Annotated in this window: 19 protein-coding genes; 4 read left to right on the top strand and 15 right to left on the bottom strand. The window is 74.3% G+C overall.

Annotated features, from left to right (window positions below):
• The first annotated feature begins 97 nt into the window (after positions 1–97).
• Entirely contained in the window at positions 98–1117 is a 1020-nt protein-coding gene (locus tag ACOBQU_RS01900) for a DMT family transporter (protein WP_423623994.1), read from the top strand.
• An 88-nt stretch (positions 1118–1205) separates the two neighbouring features.
• Here ACOBQU_RS01900 and ACOBQU_RS01895 read toward each other — a convergent pair whose 3' ends face one another.
• The 4 genes from ACOBQU_RS01895 to ACOBQU_RS01880 all read right to left on the bottom strand — a co-directional run bounded on the left by ACOBQU_RS01895 (position 1206) and on the right by ACOBQU_RS01880 (position 3262).
• Positions 1206–1415: an antitoxin gene (locus tag ACOBQU_RS01895; protein WP_423623992.1), complete on the bottom strand. Its 210-nt coding sequence runs from the start codon at positions 1413–1415 to the stop codon at positions 1206–1208.
• Positions 1416–1615: 200 nt separating this feature from the next.
• Positions 1616–2281 (bottom strand): ABC transporter permease, encoded by a 666-nt coding sequence (locus ACOBQU_RS01890; protein WP_423623990.1) that lies wholly within the window; start codon positions 2279–2281, stop codon positions 1616–1618.
• 97 nt (positions 2282–2378) lie between these two features.
• On the bottom strand, positions 2379–2543 hold the full coding sequence (locus ACOBQU_RS01885) for a hypothetical protein (RefSeq protein WP_423623988.1): 165 nt from the start codon (positions 2541–2543) through the stop codon (positions 2379–2381).
• The gene (locus ACOBQU_RS01880; protein WP_423623987.1) at positions 2531–3262 is read right to left on the bottom strand and encodes a histidine kinase dimerization/phosphoacceptor domain-containing protein; all 732 of its coding nucleotides are present in this window, start codon (positions 3260–3262) and stop codon (positions 2531–2533) included. Before ACOBQU_RS01880 ends, ACOBQU_RS01885 begins: the two co-directional genes overlap by 13 nt.
• 283 nt (positions 3263–3545) lie before the next feature.
• On the opposite strand from ACOBQU_RS01880, the gene ACOBQU_RS01875 reads away from it, so the two are divergent.
• On the top strand, positions 3546–4106 hold the full coding sequence (locus ACOBQU_RS01875; protein ID WP_423623985.1) for a hypothetical protein: 561 nt from the start codon (positions 3546–3548) through the stop codon (positions 4104–4106).
• Positions 4107–4224: 118 nt separating this feature from the next.
• Complete coding sequence (locus ACOBQU_RS01870; protein WP_423623983.1) at positions 4225–5427, top strand: NAD(P)-binding domain-containing protein; 1203 nt, start codon at positions 4225–4227, stop codon at positions 5425–5427.
• 82 nt (positions 5428–5509) lie between these two features.
• Here the strand turns inward: ACOBQU_RS01870 and ACOBQU_RS01865 are convergent, their stop codons facing one another.
• The 9 genes from ACOBQU_RS01865 to ACOBQU_RS01825 form a co-directional block, all read right to left on the bottom strand.
• Positions 5510–6262 (bottom strand): methyltransferase domain-containing protein, encoded by a 753-nt coding sequence (locus tag ACOBQU_RS01865; RefSeq protein ID WP_423623981.1) that lies wholly within the window; start codon positions 6260–6262, stop codon positions 5510–5512.
• Positions 6263–6266: 4 nt separating this feature from the next.
• A complete protein-coding gene (locus ACOBQU_RS01860) occupies positions 6267–7022 on the bottom strand; it encodes an SDR family oxidoreductase (RefSeq protein ID WP_423623980.1) in 756 nt (251 codons plus the stop codon).
• Entirely contained in the window at positions 7019–7858 is an 840-nt protein-coding gene (locus ACOBQU_RS01855; protein WP_423623979.1) for a TauD/TfdA family dioxygenase, read from the bottom strand. Before ACOBQU_RS01855 ends, ACOBQU_RS01860 begins: the two co-directional genes overlap by 4 nt.
• 73 nt (positions 7859–7931) lie before the next feature.
• On the bottom strand, positions 7932–9188 hold the full coding sequence (locus ACOBQU_RS01850) for an aspartate aminotransferase family protein (RefSeq protein ID WP_423623977.1): 1257 nt from the start codon (positions 9186–9188) through the stop codon (positions 7932–7934).
• Positions 9189–9293: 105 nt separating this feature from the next.
• Positions 9294–13583, bottom strand: a complete 4290-nt coding sequence (locus ACOBQU_RS01845) for an AMP-binding protein (RefSeq protein ID WP_423623975.1) — start codon at positions 13581–13583, stop codon at positions 9294–9296.
• Entirely contained in the window at positions 13580–14164 is a 585-nt protein-coding gene (locus ACOBQU_RS01840; RefSeq protein ID WP_423623973.1) for a DUF6309 family protein, read from the bottom strand. The genes ACOBQU_RS01845 and ACOBQU_RS01840 overlap by 4 nt, the downstream gene beginning before the upstream one ends.
• Positions 14165–14214: 50 nt before the next feature.
• Positions 14215–15015, bottom strand: a complete 801-nt coding sequence (locus ACOBQU_RS01835) for a phytanoyl-CoA dioxygenase family protein (RefSeq protein ID WP_423623971.1) — start codon at positions 15013–15015, stop codon at positions 14215–14217.
• Between the two features lie 85 nt (positions 15016–15100).
• Complete coding sequence (locus ACOBQU_RS01830) at positions 15101–16336, bottom strand: MFS transporter (RefSeq protein ID WP_423623970.1); 1236 nt, start codon at positions 16334–16336, stop codon at positions 15101–15103.
• A 695-nt stretch (positions 16337–17031) separates the two neighbouring features.
• The gene (locus tag ACOBQU_RS01825; protein WP_423623968.1) at positions 17032–17766 is read right to left on the bottom strand and encodes a hypothetical protein; all 735 of its coding nucleotides are present in this window, start codon (positions 17764–17766) and stop codon (positions 17032–17034) included.
• Positions 17767–18113: 347 nt separating this feature from the next.
• On the opposite strand from ACOBQU_RS01825, the gene ACOBQU_RS01820 reads away from it, so the two are divergent.
• Positions 18114–19511, top strand: coding sequence for an alpha/beta fold hydrolase (locus tag ACOBQU_RS01820; protein WP_423623966.1), 1398 nt, complete (start codon positions 18114–18116; stop codon positions 19509–19511).
• Between the two features lie 176 nt (positions 19512–19687).
• On the opposite strand, the gene ACOBQU_RS01815 is transcribed toward ACOBQU_RS01820, so the two are convergent.
• Both ACOBQU_RS01815 and ACOBQU_RS01810 read right to left on the bottom strand, forming a co-directional pair.
• Positions 19688–20179, bottom strand: coding sequence for a DUF2267 domain-containing protein (locus tag ACOBQU_RS01815; protein WP_423623964.1), 492 nt, complete (start codon positions 20177–20179; stop codon positions 19688–19690).
• 251 nt (positions 20180–20430) lie between these two features.
• Positions 20431–20856 (bottom strand): Hsp20/alpha crystallin family protein, encoded by a 426-nt coding sequence (locus tag ACOBQU_RS01810; RefSeq protein ID WP_423623962.1) that lies wholly within the window; start codon positions 20854–20856, stop codon positions 20431–20433.
• Positions 20857–20929 lie beyond the last annotated feature (73 nt).

Genomic DNA, 20929 nt, shown 5'->3' with positions numbered 1-20929 from the left:
GTGCGGAAGAGGCGTGCGGAGGGTGTGTGGGAGGGGTATGCGGACTCCCTTCAATATTTCGGTGGACGCCGAAGTGTCTGGCTCCTAGAGTGCTGGCATGACACCTCGCCTGACCGCCTCCCCCGGCACCACCACCTCACCCGTCTCACCTGCCGTGCTCACGGTCGGCGCGGTGTGCTTCACCGTGTTCGCGTGGGCGTCCGCCTTCGTCTCGATCCGCAGCGCGGGCGCCGCCTTCTCACCCGGCGCGCTGGCCCTCGGGCGGCTGGCCGCCGCCTCCGTAGTGCTGGTCGTGCTGGTCCTCGTACGCCGCGAAGGGCTGCCACCGCGCGAGGCGTGGCGGGGGATCGCGGTGTCCGGAGTGGTCTGGTTCGGCGGGTACATGGTCGCGTTGAACTGGGGCGAGCGCCTGGTCGACGCGGGCACGGCGGCCCTGCTGGTGAACATCGGGCCGATCCTGATGGCCCTGCTCGCGGCCCGGCTCCTCGGTGAGGCCCTGCCGCCCCGGCTGATCGCGGGCATGGCCGTGTCGTTCGGCGGCGCGGTGGTCGTCGGGCTGTCGATGTCGGCGGGCTCATCGGAGTCCTCGGGCTCGACCCCGCTGCTGGGCGTCGTGCTGTGCGTGCTCGCGGCCGTGGCGTACGCGACGGGCGTGGTCGCGCAGAAGCCCGCGCTGTCGTACGGAACCCCGTTGCAGATCACCGCGTTCAGCTGCCTCACTGGTACGGTCGCCTGCCTGCCGTTCGCGGGTCAGCTCGCGGGCGAACTGCCCCGGGCCCCGGCGTCGGCGACGCTGAACATGGTGTACCTGGGCGTGGTGCCGACCGCCTTGGCGTTCACCACGTGGAGCTATGCGCTGGCCCGCACGCCCGCCGGGAAGATGGGCGCCACGACGTACGCCGTCCCGGCCATCGTGGTGATGCTGAGCTGGGCGTTCCTGGATGAGGTACCGGCCTGGCTGACCTTGGTGGGCGGTGCGCTGTGCCTGGCGGGCGTGGCGGTGTCCCGATCGCGGTCCCGTACGCGGCGGCTCGACAGCGCGGCGGGCGCAGGGGGCGGAGCGGCGGCCGACGGGACGACCGCGGACCGGGACGAGGCGGGCGCCGCGTCATCGTGAGGCGCACGCGGGCCCGCGCCGCACCGGCGCGGGCCCGGCCTCAGTCCGACGGCGTGAGAAGGCGTCGGCGTCAGCGGGAGCAGCGGCGTCAGCCCTGTTCCTTCTTCTGCTTCTCGCCCAGCTTCTCGACGAAGTCCTGCGCCTTGTCGACGGCGGTGTCGATCTTGTCGCTGTGCTTGCCGTCGGTCTTGCCGTCGATGAAGTGGCCGACCTTCTCCAGTCCGTCGGAGATCTTGTCCCCGTGAGTGCCGGACAATTCCTCCGCCTTCGCCTTGAGGTTCTTGAGGGCGTCGAACATGGGCGGGCCTGCCTCCTGAGGGTGAAGTGCCTGGTCAGGTGCCATGTTCTCATGCGGTCCGCGCGGGCTGGGGCGGGGCCCGGAGCGCTGCTCGGACGACGCGGAGAACCCGGAGAACGCAGACAACGCGGAGAACATAGACAACGCAGACAACGCGGAGGACGCAGTCAGCGCGGCGAACACGGCGTACGGAGGTCGCCTCACGCGTCGCGGCGCCGCAGCCGACGGGCGGCGATGCAGAGCAGTGCCGCGGTGTACGCGGCCACCAGCGCCAGCGAGGGCCACGCGCCGAGGGAGCCGACCGTTTCGGGGCTCGCGTCGGAGGTCTGTGTCAGTTTCTCCAGCGCCGTGGTCGGGGTGGCGCCCGCGATCCACCGCTGGGCGTCCCCGAGGAGCGGGCCGAACAGCGACGGCAGCAGCATCACGGAGATCACCGAGGTCACGGCCCCGGCCGAGTGCCGCACCAGCACCCCGGCGGCCAGGCCGAGCACGCCCACGACCGCGAACAGCCCGGCGATCCCGAGCAGCGCGGGCATCGGCTCGCCCCGCGCGTGCGCGCCGTCTTCCAGCACCGCGCCGCCCACCGCGTACGCCACCGCGCAGGCCACCAGCGACAGCCCGTACAGCACCCCCGCCAGCAGCGCCGCCTTCGCGGCGAGCACCCGCCCGCGCCGGGGCACGGCGGCGAACGTCGACGTGGCCGTGCCGCTGGCGTACTCCCCGCACATCGTCAGGGCCCCCACCACCCCGGCGATCATCAGCGACACGACGCTGAGGGTCAGGCTGCCGCCGAGGACGGTGTCATCGGCCTGGAGGCTGCCGCTCAGGCCCACGAAGACGGCACCGCACACGGTGACCAGGCCCACCGCGGCCGTCGTCCAACGGGTCGAGCGCAGGCTCGCGAACTTGGTCCACTCGAAGGCCAGCGCCGCGCGGAAGCCCGGGCGCCGCGTGAGGGGGTACTCATGGGTTCAGCTCCTCCACGTCCGGTGCGCCGCCAGGTCGTTCGCTTCGCCCGCCGCCCCGGACGGGGTCGGCTCCCGTGCTGCCGCGGTACTCCACCGAGTCCCGCGTCATCGTCGTGTAGATCTCCTCCAGGGAGGCGAAGAGCGGCGTCAACTCGTGCACGGCCAGGCGGTGTTCGCGGGCCAGTTCGCCGCCCGCGCCGCGTCCGGCCGCTGGTTCAGCGCGTCGAGCGCGAGCCCGGCCTGCACGGTCATCGCCGACACGGTGTGCGCCACCACGTTGTGCAACTCGCGGGCGATCCGCACCTGCTCCTGCTGCACCTTGCGCCGCGCCTCCCGCTCCCGCTCGGCCTCGGCGCGGGCGGCCCGGTCGGCGTACTCCCTCATCAACTCCCGCCACCCGCGCACCACTTCACCGAGCAGCAGGGGGACGAGCGGCCACAGCGTCTCCAGCAGGGGCGCGCCCCGCGGCTGCGCCACGTCGATGCCCGCGGCGAGCGACACCGCGCCGGAGACGAGGGCCGCGACCACCGCCGTGCGCAGCGTGCGCCGCCGGTTCCCCTCAACGGCCAGCGCGTACAGCGCCACCATCACCGGCAGATTCAGCAACTCCCCGATGTGCCCGTACAGCGCCCAGCCCGCGCACGCCGCGCCCGTCACCACGCTGACGGCCACCGGCCACCGGCCGCGCACGAGCAGCGCCGCGACCGAGACGCCGTACAGCAGCCACGTCAGCCAGTCGGCCTGCCGGTGGCCGGGGTCGTTGACCGCCGCGTCCGCCCCGCCGCGTCCGCCCCGACGAGAGCGGCCACGACCAGCGCAACAGCCAGATCCGTCAGGTGAGGGGACAGCGCGCGGGGCAGCGCGGGAGACACGGGCCACGGGCGCGGCGGGGGAGTCGTCACCTTCCTCGCCGTATGCGCCCGCTGCCCCCGGCACGTACGCCACAGGGAGTACCCGCCCGCGCCCCGCGCCCCACGAGGAAGCCGGGACGCGAACGCGCCGAATCCGGGGCGCGAACACCCGGTGGCGTTGCGGGCGTTGCCGCGAGACCCCATCATGGGCGGGTCATGGGGGCTCGAGGCGTTCACCGCGTTCACCGCGTTCATCGCGTTCATCGAGTTCACGCCGTCGCGGCGCCGTGCCGCGCCCGGCGCCGGGTGCCGTGGCCCGCGCGGGGCTGTTCTCCGTGCTCGCCACCTCCCTCGCCGCCACGCTCCACCACCTGGCGTTCGACTCCAGTCCCTCCCTGGCGGCCCGGGGGCTCGCCGCGCTCGTGCTGTTCGCGGCGGCGCTGCCCGGTGCCGGACGGGACCAGCCGCTGGTGCGGCACCTGGAGCTGGCCTTCGCGGGCCAGGTCCTGCTGTGCGCCTGGTTCATGTGGGCCGACGGCGCGGTGAGCGCTCCCGCGTACGAGCTGTGGTCGTCGTCGGAGCACCCGGAAGGGGCCATCGCGGCCGCCCGGGCCGCACTGACCGCGCTGAGCGCGGTGCTCCTGTACGGGCTCCGGCGGCGGGTGCTGCTCGCCGCCGGACGGCAGTGGCGGGCACTGCGCGCGCTGGTGCGGCGCCTGCTCGCCCCCGTGGGCGCCCCTCCGGAGCGGGCCGCGGCGGACGCCGAGCGGCGCACAGTGCCCGCCCCGGCGCGCGCGCCGCCGCCCCCGCTGCTGCTGGCCGACACGGTCATCCGACGTGGCCCTCCCCTTCCCCGGCCACGGTCCGCCTGAGCCCGCGCGGTGCGCGGCGCCCGGCGAACGGTGGCTTCCGGTGTGTACCGCCATACGTCCATGCCGGGACGCGGGCTCGACCCGAGCGCCGCGCCAGTGGGGAAGTCAGATGTCTCGCATGTCTCGCACGTCTCGGATGACGGCACGTCCCGTCGTCGTCATCGGGGCGGGCCCGTACGGCCTGTCCACCGCCGCGCACCTGAAGGCGCGGGGAGTGAACGTCAGGGTCTTCGGCACGCCGATGGCGTCCTGGGACCGCGCCATGCCCGTGGGGATGCTGCTCAAGTCGCCGCCGAGCGCGTCGACGCTGTCCGCGCCCAAGCCGGGTTACACCTTGGAGGACTACTTCCACATGGCGGGCGAGCCGAAGCTGAGCGGGCACGCACGCGTGCCGGTGGAGCTGTTCGCGCGCTACGGGCGGTGGTTCGCCGCACAGTTGGTCCCGGAAGTGGAGGACGTCCGGGTACTGCGGGTGGGCCGCATAGCGGGGGGCTTCCAGGTCGCGCTCGACTCCGGGGAGGAGGCCCGGGCCTCGGCCGTGGTCGTGGCCAGCGGTGTCGAAGGGTTCGCGCACCTACCGCGGGCGCTGTCGCCGCTGGTGCCCGTCGGCCTTGTCTCGCACAGCTCCCACCACGCCGACCTGCGGGTGTTCTCCGGCCGTGAGGTGGTCGTCGTGGGGGCCGGGCAGTCGGCGCTGGAGAGCGCGGCGCTGCTGCACGAGGCCGGTGCGGGCGTACGACTGCTCGCGCGCACCCGGCAGTTGGTGTTCGGCGGCGCCCCCGCGCGGCCTCCGCACTGGCGGCCGGACTCGCCGCTGGGCCGCTCGTGGGGCCTGTACGCGCTGATGCGGCACGCCGCCGCCTTCCGGTATCTGCCCGAGCAGGTGCGGACGCGGCTGGTGCGGCAGGTGCTCGGCCCGTCCGGGGCGTGGTGGCTCAAGCCGCGCCTGGAACACGTGGTGCCGACCGAACTGGGGCAGCACCTGACGGACGCCCGGTCGGTCGGCGGCGTCGCCGAGCTGACGACCGTGGACGCGCGGGGCGGCACCCGCACCCTGCGCACCCGCCATGTCCTCGCGGCCACCGGATACCGGGTGTGCGTGGACGCCCTGGGCTTCCTCGCGCCCAGCCTGCGGGCGCAGCTCGCCCGCACCGGCGGCCATCCTCGCCTGGACGCCGGGTTCGGCTCCTCGATGCCGGGCCTGTGCTTCACGGGGGTCCATGCCGCGGCGACGTTCGGACCGCTGATGCGGTTCACGTGCGGAACGGCGTTCGCGGCGCCCCGACTCGCGGCGGCCCTGGCCGCCCGGGTCGGTACGTGACCCGCGGCGGCGCGGCCCGCTGACCGGCCAGCGCACCGGCCCCGTCGCCCCTTGCGGGCGGCGGGGCCGTCCGGCGTCCGCCCTACACCCGGCTGACGTCCCCCGTGGCGTGCCGCCAGCGCACCGGATCGTGGGCGTCCGCGCCGGGCCGGGACGCGGGCAGCGGCCCGGGAGCGGAGCAGTCGAGGGTGAGGACCTCGTCGCCGCCCGGCTGGAACGCGTAGTCGACCCGGTCAAGTCGCGACGGCACGCCCAGGGCGGCGAGCCGGGCCCGCAGCCGGTCCAGGCCCGCGTAGCGGCGGTCGCTGGTGTGCAGCACCACAGGGAAGAGCCGCACCTCGCGGCGCGCCACCCGCACCAGCTCGATCAGCGCACTGGAGTGGAATTCCTCGCTCAGCCGCGCCCCGTACGAGAACAGCAGGTGCGAGCTGAGGACGAGGTCGAAGGAGCGGTCGGCGAAGGGCAGATGCGGCAGCGCGCCCGCCACGTAGCGGCCCGGGCGGGCCGCGATGTCGGTGGTGAAGGCGCGTGCCGCCCGCGCCCGCTCCCGGGTGTAGCGCTCGGGGCCGCCGAACCAGTCCCACACGAACCGCCGCGCGTTGTCGGCGACGTACGCGTGCTTGTGCTCGATCTCGCGCAGCGCGAGCGTGCCCAGCCGGTCCCGGCCCGGACCGTACTGCGGATCGACGGCGACGGCGTCCGTGCCCCGCGCCCCGGCCTCGGCCACGAAGCTCGCCGCCCCGCCGGGGCAGTCCAGGATCCGCAGCGCCAGGTCGTCGTCCGTGAGCGCGAACATGGCCCGGTACTCGTCGAAGGAGCGGGCGCTGACCAGCATCGCGTCACCCCCTGCCGACGTAGGGCATCGTCGTGGGAAGGACCGTCAGGAACTGCACGTTGGCGTCCAGCGGCATCGACGCCATCAGCAGCAGCGCCTCGGTGAACCGCTCCACCGGGATGGTCGCCTCGACGGCCATCGTGCCGTCGCCCTGCATCGACGGCGGCTGCGGACTGCCGTCCACCGGCGTCACGTTGCCCACGTCGATCTGCCCGCAGGCGATGTTGTACGGGCGGCCGTCCAGGGACAGGCCCCGGGTGATGCCGAGCACCGCGTGCTTGGCGGTGGTGTAGGCGATGGCGTGCGGGCGGGGCACGTGCGCGGACGGCGCCCCGTTGTTGATGATGCGGCCGCCCTGCGGGGACTGGTCGCGCATCATGCGGAACGCCTCCTGCGAGCACAGGAACGTGCCGGTGACGGTGGTGGCGATGATCCGGTTCCAGTCGTCGTGCGCCACGTCCGGCACCGGCCTGCGCGGCACGGCGGCGCCCGCGTTGTTGAACAGCAGGTCCAGCCGCCCGAAGTGGTCGCCCACCGCCCGGAACAGGGCCGTGACCTGCGCCGGGTCGCTGATGTCGGCGGGCACCGCGAGCACCCGGTCCGCGCCGGCGCCCGACAGCGCGGCGGTCTCCTCCAGGGTCTCCTTGCGGCGCCCGGCGAGCGCGAGGGACCAGCCCTGGTCGAGCAGGGCGAGTGCGGCGGCCCGGCCCAGGCCGCTGCCGCCGCCGGTGACCACGCCGATCCTGCCGTGGCCGCTCATCGCTCGTTCATCCAGGCCCGCAGGATGCGCCGGGCCCGCGGCCCCGGCTCGTCCACGTACGGCGAACGCCCGTGCAGCACCCGGCTGTTGCGGATCATCAGCAGGTCGCCCGCGCCGAGCTGGAGCCCGAAGGCGATCTCCGGCCGGTACAGCACCTCGTCCAGGTAGTCCAGGGCTTCGAGCCGCTGCGCGTCGAGGTCGGCCGACGCGCGCACCGTGCGGGTCTGGTAGTAGCAGCCGACCGTCCCGTCGTCCTGCGTGAACAGGATCGGCGTGGTGACGATCTGCTGCCCCGCGCGGCCGGTCCGGTCGAACCGCCACTCCTGCTGCAACAGGGCCAGCACGTCCGGGCGTTCGCGGGCGATGATGTCGTACACATGCCGCGCGCTGGCCAGCTTCGTGGTGCCGCCGCCGTCCGCGGCGGGCCGCAGACACAGCAGGACGAGCAGGTCGCAGGTGTCGCAGTGGAAGCCGAGTTCGGTGGCGCCGTCACCGTCGCGGTCGCGCAGCACGGTCCACAGGTCGCCCTGGGCGTTCTGCGGAATGGCCCCGCCGACCTCGTCCAGGACGCGGGACAGACCGGTGATGAGGTCGTCGTCGGACGCGTCCGGGGACATGACGTTGCGCACGTTCACGAATCCCACGGCGTCCAGGCTGGCGCCGATGAACGAGCGCACGGCGGTGTACGCCGCCTCGCCCGCGCCCCAGTTCCCGGCGAGGGCGTCCGCCCACAGCAGCCGCCGGTCGTCGTCGGAGACCGTCAGCGACCACACGTCGCGCGCGGACTCCAGGTACTCGCTGGTCCAGCCGATGTCGTCGATCGTGGTTCCGGTCATGGCGTGATCAGTCCTTTCGAAGAGCGTACGGGGCGTCGGGGGCCGTCGGCGTCGGGGGCCGTCAGTCGGGCCGTCAGCCGACGGCCGCGGCGACGGAGGCGGACCACAGCGCCAGCGCCTCGTCGACCTGTTCGGCGGTGACGACGAGAGCCGGGATCATCCGCACGACGTTGCCGTGCACCCCGCAGGTCAGCAGCAGCAACCCCCGCTCGGCGGCGGCCTGCTGGACGCTCCGGGCGAGCGCGGCGTCGGGGGAGCCGTCCGGGGCGCGGAACTCGCTGGCCTGCATCAGGCCCGTGCCGCGCACGTCGACGATGGCCGGGACGTCCGCGGCGGCCTTGCGCAGCCCGTCCGCGAGGCGGCGGCCCTGCTCGGCGGCGTTGTCCACCAGGCCCTCGTCGCGGATGACGTCGAGGGTGGCGAGCGCGGCGGCACAGGCCACGGCGTTGCCGCCGTACGTGCCGCCCTGCGAACCGGGCCAGGCCTTGGCCATCACCTCGACGGGCGCCGCGATCGCCGACAGCGGGAAGCCGCTGGCCAGCCCCTTGGCGGTGATCAGCACGTCCGGCACGACACCGGGGGAGTGCTGGTGCGCCCAGAACCGCCCGGTCCGCCCGAAGCCGGTCTGGATCTCGTCGACCACGAGGAGGATCCCGTGCCGGTCCGCGCGCTCCCGCAGCCCCGCGAGGAAGCCCGGCGGCGCGGGCACATAGCCGCCCTCGCCGAGGACCGGCTCGACGAACATCGCGGCGGTCTCGGCGGGCGCGCTCACCGTGGCCAGGACGTGGTCGAGGCCGCGCAGCGCGTGCTCCACGGCCGCCTCCTCGCTCAGGCCGAGCGCGAACGCGGCCGGGAACGGCGCCACCGCCACCCCGGGCATCAGCGGGCCGAAGCCCTGGCGGAAGCGGATGCCCGCCGTGCTCATCGCCGCCGCGCCCATGGTGCGCCCGTGGAAGGAGCCGTCGAACACGATCACGTTCTGACGGCCGGTGGCCTGCCGGGCGAGCCGCAGCGCCGCCTCCACCGCCTCGCTGCCCGAGTTCAGGTAGAACAGCGCGTCCAGGCCGCCGGGAAGCACCTCGCCGAGGCGCTCGGTCAGCGTGAGCAGCTGGTCGTGCAGGACGGTCGTGTACTGGCCGTGGATCAACTGCCCCGCCTGCCGCTGCACGGCCTCGACCACCCGGGGATGGCAGTGTCCGGTGTTGGTCACGCCGACCCCGGCGGTGAAGTCCAGATAGCGCCGGTCGTCGGCGTCGTACAGGTACATCCCCTCGCCACGGGTGGCGACCACGGGCGTGGCCTGCTTGAGCACGGGGGAGAGCTGGGGCATCGCGTCACTTCCTAGGGGGAGTTGATGAACTGGGGGGCGGTGAACTGAGGGGGCGAGGAACCGGCGGGGCACCGCGCGGACCGGGCCGGATGAGGGGGGATCGGTTCAGCGGGAGGGGTCGGCCGGGACCGGTGAGCGCCGCGGCAGGAAGCCGACGTCGGCGGCCCAGGACAGCGCCGCCGACCACCACTCGGCGGTCGGCTCGGCGAACCGCACCCCGAGCCGGTCGAGCACCGACTGCGTCCAGGCGCTGTCCACGACGACGTTGCGGTCACCGAGCTGGGACCAGGTCGAGGCCAGCCGCGCCACCGTCGGATGGCGCCGCTCGGCGCGGGCGAGCGCCGCGGCGAAGGCGGCGTCGTCCGTCAGGCGCACCGGATAGCCGTGCCGGGCCAGCCACCCCACCAGGTCGTCGTGGGCCACCGTGTGCGGCGACTCGACGTGGTAGACGCCCGGGGCCGCGTACGGGTGCGTGGCGAGCGCCGCGATGCCCGCCGCCACCGTGTCCACGTGGGAGAACTCGAACGTCGTCGACGGGCGGCTCGGCGCGGCACCGGCGAGGACGTAGCCGCGCACGGTCTGGTAGACGCGGTTGTCGCCGACGTTGCGCTGGAACGCCCCGGTGCGGCTGTGCGCCGCGATGTGGCCGCTGCGGTGCACAAACGCCTGGCCGCCGGACGAGGCCCAGGCGCGCACGGTTTCCTCGGCGCGGAACTTCACCCGCTCGTACGGGGTGCGGAAGCCCTGCCCGATGCGCAGGTCGGCCTCGCTGAACCGGCGCGCGGGCCCCTCGACCTCGCCCGCGACGGCCAGCGTGGACACGTGGTGGAAGCGGGCGTCGGGGGTGTGGGTGTCGATCCAGTGCAGCAGCCGCCGCACCGCCGTGTGGTTGGTCCGCTCCAGGTCGGCGGGCGAGGCCACCAGACGGACGTCCGCCGCGGCGTGCACCACCACCTGGGCCTCGCGCGCCCGGGCGAGCCCGGCGGGCGACAGGCCGAGGCCCTCCGCGGTGATGTCGCCCGCGACGACGTCCGCGCCGCCGAGCCGCCGGGCCGCGTCGGCGTCGCTGTCGCCGCGCACCAGACAGGTCACCCGGGCGCCCCGCTCGACCAGTTCGCCGAGCACGTGCCCGCCCAGGTAGCCGGTCGCGCCGGTCAGCAGCACCGGCACCGGCTCGCGCACCACGCTCCAGTGGTTCTGGGGGCCCCGCGGGACGGCGCCGGTGTGCAGGAGCTGGCCCGAGGTGGACTGCGCCGCCCTGGCGTATGGGGCGGGCTCGGCGTCCGCGGCGGCGGCCACCGCGCGGGAGAACGCGGCGACGATCCGCTCCGCGCTGCCGTGGGACAGGCGCGGCCAGGCGTACACCAGGTCGGTGATCAGGCGGCCGTCGACGATCCGGGCGGTCAGGCGCAGCCGGTACAGCGAGTCGCCGGTGGCGCAGCGGGCCACCCCGGCCTGCTCGTCCGCCACCGACCACCGCAGGGAGGGCTCGTCGGGCAGCCGGAACGTGCCGAGGAAGTTGAACGCCGCCTCGGGGCGGACCCCTTCGACGTCCATGGGGAGCTGGGGGGCTCGCCGTATGAGGTCCTCCACGCCGGACACGCGCGCCGCCGCGTCGGCCGTGCCCCCGGCGTCGACGGCGAGCCACTTGACGGCCGTGAACCAGCCCACGGTGTCCAGGTACTGCCCGGCGTCCCCGTCCGTCTCGCGGCCGTGGGTCTCCACCTCCACGCCGAGGCGCGGCTGGCCGCTCCAGGCGAGCGTGGCGTCGGCGAACGCCGCGAGCAGCACCGCCTCCAGGCGCTGGGCGCGCCCGTGGCGTGCGAGGAGCCGCCCGGTGGCCCGCTCGTCGAGGGACCAGACGAGCGTCGCCGGTGCGGTGCCGGAGGTGGCGTCGTCCACGGGGAGCCGGGGCGCGCCGGGCGGGGGCGCGGTGGCGCCCTGGGGGGCGGCCGCGGCCCACGCGTAGAAGTCGGCCGTCGGCGGCAGTTCGGGCCGCTCCCCGGCGAGCGCGGCCCGGTAGGCGGCGGCCAGGTCGTCGAGGAGGACGCGCCAGGACAGGCCGTCGACGACGAGGTGGTGGGCGATCAGCGCGATCCGGTCGTCGACGCCGGGCCCACCGGCGAACAGGTGCACCCGCAGCAGGCGCCCGGCCTCCGGGTCGAGGCCGCGGTGCAGTTCGGTGCAGACCGCGCCGACCACGTCCGCCGGTGCCTGCGCCGCCCGGATGCGCGAGTGGCTGACCGCGTCCAGGTCGGCCGCGGGCCGCAGCGGCCCGGGCCCGCCGGGGCCGAGCGGGCGGCGCAGCGCCGAGTGCCGGTGCAGCACGGCCTCCACCGCTCGCCCGAGGGCCGCCGCGTCCACGCGCTCCCGGCAGCGCAGCAGCACCGACTGGTTCCAGTGCCGGGGCTCGTCGACGGGCTGCCGGAACAGCCACCGCTGGGCGGGCGCCAGCTGGCGGGGCTCGGCGGCCAGGGCCTCGGTACGGGGCTGGGGGAGCCGCCGGGAGGATGTGGCCACCGCGGCGAGCCGGGTCGGCGTCGGGTGGTCGTAGAAGTCCTCGAACGCGACGCGGTGGCCGCGGCGGCGCAGGAACGCGATGGTGCGCATCGCCAGGATCGAGTCGCCGCCCAGGCCCAGCACGTCCGCGTGCGGATCGACCACGGGCAGGCCGAGCGCGTCCGCCCACAGTTCGCACAGCGCGTGCGCCAGCGACGCCGCCGAGCGGTCGGCGGGCCGCGCGGAGGCCGACGGCTCGGGCCGCGCGGTGCGGGCCCGGGACTCGATCAGGCCGGACACGACGGCGCTCAGGCGCGCGCGGTCGAGCTTGCCGTTGGCGCCGAAGGGCAGCTCCGGCAGGGCGAGGACCGGCTGCGGCACGGAGTAGCCCGGCAGCCGGTCGTGCAGGTGCGCGTGCAGCGCCGCGAGCGTGTCGTCCGCCTCGTCGTCGGCGCGCCCGTCGGTGAGCCGTACGGCGGCCAGGAGCTGGTTGCCCGCCGGGGTGGCGCGCACGATCACCGCGCCCTGGCCGACGCCCGGGAACTCCTCCATGGCCCGCTCGATCTCGGCCGGGTCGACGCGGAAGCCCCGCACCTTGACCTGGCGGTCCGAGCGGCCGACGAACACCAGGTTGCCGTCCGGCCTGCGGCGGCACACGTCGCCCGTGCGGTACATCCGCCGCCCCTCGTACGCGATGAAGCGGCGGGCCGTCTCGTAGGGCCGCCCGAAGTACCCGGCGCTCACGCCCCGCCCGCCGATGTGCAGTTCGCCCTCGGCGGCGTCGGGCAGCGCGTGCCCGGCGGGCGGGACCGCGGTGGACGCCAGCCGCAGCTCGGTCTCGCCGATGGCGGTGCCGATGGGCACCGTGGGCTCGTCCGCGGGCAGGTCGGCGACGGTGGCGGCGACGAAGCAGGTGGCGCCGACGGTGGTCTCGGTCGGCCCGTAGTGGTTGGCGACCCGCTCGGCCACCTTGTCCTGGAGCAGGCGCGCGGCGAGCGACCTCGGCAGCGCCTCCCCGCCCAGCAGGACGGTGCCGAGGGCGGGCGCGTCCGGGGGCCGCCCGGCGAGCAGCGCCGTCAGGTGCGAGGGCGTGGTCTTGACGACCGACACCCCGGCCTCGCGCAGCGACGCCCAGAACGCCTCCGGGTCCCGCGCCTGCGCGTCCGGCACCACGTGCACCGAACCGGCGGTGGCGAGCGCCAGCAGCCACGAGGTGTGCCCGAGGTCGGCGGCCAGGGTGGTGACGTGGGCGACGCACGGCGCGTCGGTGTCGCCGAGGCCGAGCCGGTCGCGCAGCGCCAGCGCGTAGTGCACGGCGTTGGCGTGGGTGACGGCGACGGCCTTGGGCTCGCCGCTGGAGCCGGAGGTGAACGACAGATAGGCCAGGTCGTCCGGGGCGCAGGGGGAGGTGCCGGGCGGCGCGGCGGCCGGTTCGGCCGGGTCGCTCGCGGCGAGCGCGTCGACGTCGACGCGCTCGGTGCGGTACGACTCCGGGGCGCACAGGTCGGGCGTGGTGGTGAGGACGTGCCGCACCTTGACGGCGTCGAGGCGCCGGTGCACGTCGCGGGGGCTCCACCCGGGGTCGACCAGGACGGCGACGGCTCCGGCGCGCAGCACGCCGTACAGCAGCGCGCACATGCGGGCGTCCCGGGGGCCCAGCAGCGCCACCCGGTCGCCGCGCTCGGTGCCCAGCAGGGCCAGGCGGTGGGCGATGCGCGCGGTGGCGGCGTCGAGCCCACGGTGGTCGAGGACGCGGGTCCCGTCGCTGAGAGCGCGGCGGTCCGGGTGGCGCAGGGCGTTGCGTAAGAGCAGGTCAGGCAGGGTCGTGCTGGTGGGTGCGGGGTCGGGGAGTGGGGCGTCGGGCAGCGACGCGGGGGCGCGCATCGCTCGCGTCATGGGCGGGGACCTCCGGTGGTGGCGTTCGGTGTGTCCGTGTGTCCGGCGGCCGGGGCGAGCGGGGTGAGGTCACCGGCGATGTAGGCGGTCAGCTCCTCGCGCGACGACAGGCGTCCGGCCAGCTCCCAGGCGAGCAGGCGGTGCAGGCCGTCGAGGTGGACCAGGCCGTCGTCGGTGGGCAGGTCGGCGTAGTGGTCGTGCGGGATCGGCCGGGTGGTGAGGTAGATGGAGGAGAACGCGGAGGTACGGAACAGGGCGATCTTGCCGGTGCAGACGGGGTTGGCCGCCGTGAACTCCGCTTCGTTGTCCCGCAGCAGGTCGGCGGCCTGGCCGACCGTGAGGCCGGTGCGCGGGACGAGTTCGCGCCCGCCGCCGCAGCTCAGGTGCCAGGGCAGCAGCACCGAGCGGACGTCGGCGCGCGAGAGCCGGATCGTCGACCAGGTGCCGAAGGTCGCGTCGGCCAGGCGCAGCGCGCTGTCCGCGTCCTGGTTGGTGTTGACCTCGTGGTCCCGGCCGACGGGGTGGTCCCGGTGGAAGCGGGCGCGCACGTCGTCGAAGGTCGTGGGGCCGATGATGTGCATCCGTGCCGTCCTTGTCTCACGTTCTCATGCGGATCGCTGATGCGGATCGCTCATGCCGATCGGGCGTACTCGGTGAAGTGCCGCTCCGCGAACAGCTCCGGCCACCGTCCGCCGCCGAGGTCGCGGGCGCGGGCCGTGGCGAGCATGTGCCGCCAGTACGGCTTCACGGGCCGCCAGCGCGCCCCGGTCTGGCAGTATGAGGCGTCCACGAAGTAGCGCGGTAGGGCGCCTGGCGGGCTCGGCGCGGGCCTGCGGGCGTGCAGCAGCGCGGAGTTGATGACCACGGTGGAGCCCGGCGGCAGCGTGTCGATGACCACCTCGCCGGGCAGCGGGTCGGTGCCCAGGTGGGCCAGCGCCGACTTGCTCCAGGGCTCGCGGTGGGAGCCGGGGACCACGGTGAGGGTGCCGACCGTGCCGTCGAGCCCGCCGAGGTAGTGCAGCGCGTGCACCATCACCAGGTCGCGGTCGCCCGTGTCGTTGGGCTCGTGGTCGTGGTGCCACGGCTTGCCGGGCGCGCCGGGGTTGTGCCGGTCGCTGTGCAGGTGGTGGAAGACGAAGGGGGCGCCCAGAAGGTCCGCGATGATCTGCAACAGGGGCTCGTGGGTGAGGAGTTCGCCGTGCGCGGGCAGTTCCAGCTCCATCACGGGCGGCGGATCGCCGTCGGCGCCCGGATCGACGCAGGCGGCGATCGAGCGGGACCGCAGCCCGTCGTCCACCCACCGGTCCACTTCGGGTACGAGCCGGTCGAGCAGCGCGGCGGGCAGCAGACCCGGCAGGACGAGATAGCCCGAGTCCGTGAAGTGCTCCCGCTGTGCCAGCACCGTTCCGCTGCCCTCGAAGGATAATGGCATATGCCCCACACCTTTCCGTGACCGGGAATGACGCAGTGAATGTGGATGGTAACAGTGCGACTCGTTCGGGCAGACCGGATTCGAGTCAATTCCCGCCGGTCCGACTCGGCTGCGGCGCGGGAATTACCGGCGCTCGCGCCACTTCGGCGGGAGCGGCCTCGGATCTCCCCAATGGCGAGAAACGAGTACCGAGCCAGACGAGAAACTGAAGGGCCGCGATGGCCGTGAACAAGGCGGCGACACCGAACTCCACGACCAGCCAACTGCCGAGCAGTGAACTGACCGGTACGGCGGCGAACGGAATGGCGCGTTGCAGCCCCACCACCCGGCCGAGGAATTCCGGGTCGACGGCGCCCTGCCGGTAGGTCCGCCACGGCACGATGAACGTGGAGGTCGTCGTGCCGACGACGAACCAGCAGGCGGTGAGCGCGCCGACGCCGGGCCACAGGGCGGGCAGCGTCAGGGCGAGGACCTTCACGCCCATGGCGGCGCCCATGAGCGCGCCCGCGGAGAACCGCCGCAGCAGCAGGGGCGCCGCGGCCGCGCCCAGGACGGCGCCGAGGCCTTGGGCCGCCGCGACGACCGCGAGGGAGGCGGGGACGTTCCCGTCGGGCCCGGCCACGATGTAGACGAGGTTGGCCGCCGCGGCGGGGAAGGTGAAGTTGGCGAGGGTCAGCAGGACGGTGGCCCACAGCAGCGCGCGCTGCGTGACCACCATGCGCAGCGCCGCGACCGCGTCCGGGACGAGGGAGCGGCAGGCCGCCGCGAACGACGCCCGCAGCCGCTGGCCCGCCGCGACGACGGCCGTGGCCGCGATCAGCAGCGCGGAGGCGGCGAACGACGCGGCGTTCACGAAGCTCGCGGCGGTCGGCCCGAGCAGCGTCACGACCGCGACCCCGGCGACCGGGCCCAGCATGGCGAGGGTGCCGTCCGCCCCCTGGACCCAGGCGTTCACCGCGGCCCGCCGGTGCCCGGCGACCCGCTCGCTGATGAACCCCTGGAACGCCGGGAACGAGAACGGCCGGACGCACCCCAGCAGGAAGGCCGCCGCCATCACCAGACCCGGTGGCGGGTGGACCAGGCAGAGCACGCCGATTCCGGCGACGACCGCCGCGGACGCCACATCGCAGGCGATCATCAACTGCCGCCGGTCGGCCCGGTCGGCGACGACTCCGCTGAACAGTCCGATGACCACGAAGGGAATGAATTCGACGGCGTACGTCAGCGCGGTCGAGACCGCGGAGCCAGTGAGTTGAAGCACCAGGACGGGTAACGCGAACCGGAAGATCCAGTCCCCGCTGCTGGAAATGACGAAAGCCATCCGTAACAGCCGCTCGTCCCGCCGCCGGACGTCGTCCTCCGCCGTGGATTCCGCTTCCGGGCACGCCGTCGCTTGTCGGCACAGCGCGCAGGCGGCACGCGAAGAACGCGTGATGCGTAAACGCCGCCCATGCGTGTGCACAGCTAACACGAACCCTCCCCCGCGAAGAAAGAGAAAAAAGAAGGCAGCGCACGGCGGCATCGCCGTGCGCTCTGCCCGGTGCTCATGGTTCTGGCTCGGCTCGGTCTCAGCGAAGCATAGGACGTCCCGGTTCCGCCATCCTCCGTCCTGCTATTTGAGACCATTTCACCATGTGCAACGCGAGGATTTCAGCATGTGCAACGACGGCAATTCCGGCGGTGCTTGGCGGGGGAATCTACTCGCGTCGGAATGGCGGGGCAAGCCGTTGACGGGCCCCGGTGTCGGGGGTATGGTCTACGCCACTTCGCGTGCGAATGTGCTGGTGGAGCGCTGCCCGCTCGCGTCTGACCGCCCCTGAAGCCCGTGTTCGCCCCGGCAAATTACCGTCAAGTAAAACCAGCGAGTAAACCGTCGTCGCCGCCCTATTCACGCCGATCACCCATGGAATCCGGACTGGCCGTAGGCGCACGGTCACCCATCTCCGGGATTCCCCGCATGCTTTGCGCGTGGTTTTATCAGGCCCGTGGCGGCGCCCGGCTCGAACGGCGGTGCGCCTAACCGTCCCGCAGCCGGACCGCCGCGCGCCCGGATTCCGGGTCGCGGTCCAGCACCACATAGCGGCCGAGGAAGGCGAGGGCGACGAGGCAGCCGCTCATCTCCAGGCCCTCCTCCACGAGCGTGCCCAGCATGAGGACGGTGCTGTGCCCGTGTTCCAGCGCCCAGCCGTTGAACGCCTCGGTCAGCAGCGCCCCGCCCAGATACACCCCCAGCGCGCCGAGCAGCCCGTACCGCAGGTCACGCGGCAGCTTCCGGGCCCACAGCACGGCGCACACGGTGCCCGCCACCGCGAGCAGCGCACCGGGCAGCACCCAGGCGTGCGTGGGCAGCGAACCCCCGGCCCACTCCTTCCACGACTTGCCGACCTCGCCGAGGCGCTCGTGCAGCGAGACCGTCTCGTCGACGCTCAGCAGCGCGGTCGCGGCGGCGAGCCCCAGCCAGGACAGCCGCCCCGGGCGGGCGCCGCGCCCGCTGAGCAGCGCCGCGATCAGCGCCATGCCCGCCACGGCGAGCAGCAGGGTGCTGTTCCACCAGGTGGCCAGGTTGGCCTCGACGTCGACGTTCACCAACCGGCGTATCGACGGTATGCGGTGGTAGTGGTTGACGGCGCGGGTGCCGAGGTCGGCGAGGAGTAACGCCGCGGTGCCGCCCGCGGCCAGCCACAGGACGCGACGGGTCGACGGTCTGGGAACCCCGCCCACGACCTGCTCAGGAGTCTGGAGATCGGTCATGCGTACGGAGGCTATCGGCTTGATCGCGGAACGGGGGACCGGGGCGCCCGTCGGCGAACTCTTTGAGCCAGAGCGCTTCTTACACGGTTTTGCCATCGCTCTGCCGTGCCTGTGCCGCGCGTCCCGCACCGTGGTGCCCGCAACGGAGGAACGGCCCCCACCGACCAGGGGGCCGAAGGCGAAGGAGCGGACGATGACGTACCAGGGCACAGCGCGGCGCGCGGGACTCGCGGTGACCACGATGGCGGTGCTGGCCTCGGCACTTCCGGCAGCGACCGCGGCCGCGGCCGGCGCCCGGGAGCGGCCCCGCCGCCACCGCCCCGGCGGCCCCCACTTGGTGTCCCACGGTGGACGGACACCGCGTCGACTGCGGTCAGGTGCGGCGCCCGCTGGTGGCGGGCAAGCCGGAGCTCGGCACGGTCAGGGTGAGTTACGCGGTCGTACGCCACCGCGCGCCCGGCCCGGCCCGGGGCACCGTCGCCGTCAACCCCGGCGGCCCGGGCGAGACGGCGATCAGCAAGGCCACCCTCTACGCCATGGGCATGCGGGGGCTGCTCAAGGACCGCGATCTGCTCCTGGTGGACCCGCGCGGCACCGGCGCCTCGCAGCGGATCCCGTGCGGGGTCACCGACGCCGAGTACCGCTTCGGCACCCGGGCCCAGCAGCGGGCGGCCGTCGAGCGGTGCGCCCGCACCCTCGGGCCGAGGGTCGCGGCGTACACCTCGGCGGCCACCGCCGACGACATCGACGCCGTCCGCGCCCGGCTGGGCGTCTCCCGACTCACCTTGTACGGGATGTCGTACGGCACCTACCTGATGCCGGTCTACGCCTCCCGGCACCCCCAGCGCGTGCGCGACATCGTGCTCTCCGGGGCCTACCCCCTCGCGTTCGACCCCCTGGTGCGGCCCAGCGCGCAGGCGGTGTCGCTGTCCCTGCGCCGGATCTGCGAGCGCGGGGTGCCGGTCGGGTGCGACGGGAAGCAGGCCGTCAAGGACCTGGCCACCGTGGCCGCACGGCTGCGGACGCGGCCCCTCACCGTCCCCATCACCACCCGGCACGGCGTCTACAAGAAGAAGTTCACCGAGGCCAAGCTCGCCAACCTGGCCTTCGAGGCCGCCAGCAGCGAGGTCGGCCTCGCACCGCACCAGCCCTCGCTGCTCGGCCAGCTGCCGCACGCCCTGGACCGCTTCGTCCACGGCGACACCGAGCCGCTGCGGAAGCTGGTCCAGAAGGAGGGCGGGAACGGCAGCAAGGCGGACCAGGCGCCGTACATCGCGGTCGTCTGCAACGACTACCGCCGCGCCTGGTCGACGCAGGCGTCCAGGTCCGAGCGGTGGCGGCAGTACCGCGCCGCGCTGGCCGCCACGCGCCCCGGCGAGTACGGGGCGTTCAGCGCGAAGGGCTTCACAGAGGGGAACACGGACGGCGGCGACGTGTGCATCGGCTGGCCCCGCGCGCACACGCCGCGCCCGCAGCCGACCACCCCCGCGCTGCCCGACGTGCCGGTCCTCGTCCTCTCCGGCGACCTCGACGCCAACACGCCCGACGCGAACGGCCGGAAGGCGGCCCGGCAGTTCCGCGACAGCCGCTTCTTCTCCGTCCGCAACGTGGGGCACGTGCCCGAGCAGGAGCCGAGCGGCTGCGTCACCGGTGTCTCCGCGCACTTCATCCGCACCGGCGAGCCGGGCGACACGTCCTGCCTGCGGGCGCTGCCGCCGATCCGCGTCACTCCCGTACGCGGCTGACCCCGACACACGGCCTCGGTACGCGGCCTCGGTACGCGGCCTGGGTACGCGGCCTGGGTACGCGGCCTGGGTACGCGGCCTGGGTACGCGGCCTGGGTACGCGGCCTGGGTACGCGGCTGGCGCGGCGCCCTCGGGGCGCCGCGCCAGCCGCGTCGTCACGCCGGGGCCCCGGCCTTCACGCGGCCTGCGCCACCGGCCCCGGCTCCGACTCCGCCCGCGGGACCGGCAGTTCCACCTGTCCGAAGAGCAGCGCGTACCCCTCGGGCAGCTGCGCGAGGACCCGGGCCGTGAGCGCGGGCCCGGCGATGCGCGCGACGGCGGGCAGAACGGCGCCGATGTCCCAGCGGGCGGTCGCCGGGGTGCCGCCCGTGCGCGCGGCGAAGTCCTTCACGAACCCCCAGGCGGTGAGGGTCTCGGTGGCGGGCACCTGAGCGACGAGCACACGCGCGGCCTCCTCGGGCAGGGCGCGGGCCAGGTCGACCCGCTCGTCTGCGACCAACTGGCGCCCCAGCGCGGCCAGGACGTCGCGCGTGACGGCCTCGGCGCGCTCCCGCGTGGGGTACGCGCCCTCGTAGCGCACGGTCTCCAACAGGGCGCGGAAGGACACACCGCCCGGCTCACCGGTCCGGCACTCCGTGGACACCTGCGCTCCCAGCGACTGAACCATCGGTACTGCGACTGCCTTTCTCGTGGATGCCCGACCGTCCCCGACCACCGAGGCCGCCCGACGACGGCCCATGCCGACCGGTACGGGCCGAGGGGAACAGCGGGGACCGGCGGGGACTGGTGGTGACTGGTGGTGACTGCGCGGCGGCTGACGCGGCGTGGCCCGCCCCGGCGGCGCTTGGCTCGCCTTGAGGGGGCGCGGGGCGGGAGCCGGGGGGCGGGTCCGCCGCGTGGTGCTCGCCGCTCGCGTGGTCAGCGGGTGATCTGGCGGGTGGTGTCCGCTCCGCCACCGATCTTGATCTTGCGCGGCTTGGCCTGCTCCGAGACCGGGAGGCGCACCGTCAGGACGCCCGCCTCGTACGTGGCCTGGATCGCGTCGGTGTCCAGGGTGTCGCCGAGGATGAGCTGCCGGGTGTGGACACCGGCGGGCCGCTCGGACGCGATGGTCTCGGCGCCCTCGGGGGCGGGGGAGCGGCGCTCGGCGCGCACGGTGAGGACATTGCGCTCGACGTCCAGGTCGATGGTGTCCGGGTCGACGCCGGGCAGGTCGAAGTGCGCGACCAGCTCGTCGCCGGTCCGGTAGGCGTCCATCGGCATCACGGCCGGATGTGCGGCGGTCCCCAGCATCTGCTGGGCCAGCCGGTCCAGTTCACGGAACGCGTCAGTACGCATGAGCATCACGGGTCTCTCCTTCCAGGTACGTTCTCCTGGTGACGCCCTACGGTTTCTTTATATAGCGCGACAACACAAA

It is taken from the genome of Streptomyces sp. G45 (genome assembly GCF_049542095.1).
In the GTDB taxonomy this organism is placed as follows: Bacteria; Actinomycetota; Actinomycetes; order Streptomycetales; family Streptomycetaceae; genus Streptomyces.
This window is presented reverse-complemented; position numbering and strand designations above follow the sequence as displayed.

Bases quoted from the DNA above. Each gene is read 5' to 3' on its own strand.
- ACOBQU_RS01870 (WP_423623983.1), top strand. From the start codon at position 4,225: ATGTCTCGCACGTCTCGGATGACGGCACGTCCCGTCGTCGTCATCGGG.
- ACOBQU_RS01810 (WP_423623962.1), bottom strand. From the start codon at position 20,856: ATGCTCATGCGTACTGACGCGTTCCGTGAACTGGACCGGCTGGCCCAG.
- ACOBQU_RS01830 (WP_423623970.1), bottom strand. From the start codon at position 16,336: ATGGCTTTCGTCATTTCCAGCAGCGGGGACTGGATCTTCCGGTTCGCG.
- ACOBQU_RS01815 (WP_423623964.1), bottom strand. From the start codon at position 20,179: ATGGTTCAGTCGCTGGGAGCGCAGGTGTCCACGGAGTGCCGGACCGGT.
- ACOBQU_RS01895 (WP_423623992.1), bottom strand. From the start codon at position 1,415: ATGTTCGACGCCCTCAAGAACCTCAAGGCGAAGGCGGAGGAATTGTCC.
- ACOBQU_RS01855 (WP_423623979.1), bottom strand. From the start codon at position 7,858: ATGACCGGAACCACGATCGACGACATCGGCTGGACCAGCGAGTACCTG.
- ACOBQU_RS01865 (WP_423623981.1), bottom strand. From the start codon at position 6,262: ATGCTGGTCAGCGCCCGCTCCTTCGACGAGTACCGGGCCATGTTCGCG.
- ACOBQU_RS01825 (WP_423623968.1), bottom strand. From the start codon at position 17,766: ATGACCGATCTCCAGACTCCTGAGCAGGTCGTGGGCGGGGTTCCCAGA.
- ACOBQU_RS01835 (WP_423623971.1), bottom strand. From the start codon at position 15,015: ATGCCATTATCCTTCGAGGGCAGCGGAACGGTGCTGGCACAGCGGGAG.
- ACOBQU_RS01900 (WP_423623994.1), top strand. From the start codon at position 98: ATGACACCTCGCCTGACCGCCTCCCCCGGCACCACCACCTCACCCGTC.
- ACOBQU_RS01860 (WP_423623980.1), bottom strand. From the start codon at position 7,022: ATGAGCGGCCACGGCAGGATCGGCGTGGTCACCGGCGGCGGCAGCGGC.
- ACOBQU_RS01845 (WP_423623975.1), bottom strand. From the start codon at position 13,583: ATGACGCGAGCGATGCGCGCCCCCGCGTCGCTGCCCGACGCCCCACTC.
- ACOBQU_RS01850 (WP_423623977.1), bottom strand. From the start codon at position 9,188: ATGCCCCAGCTCTCCCCCGTGCTCAAGCAGGCCACGCCCGTGGTCGCC.
- ACOBQU_RS01840 (WP_423623973.1), bottom strand. From the start codon at position 14,164: ATGCACATCATCGGCCCCACGACCTTCGACGACGTGCGCGCCCGCTTC.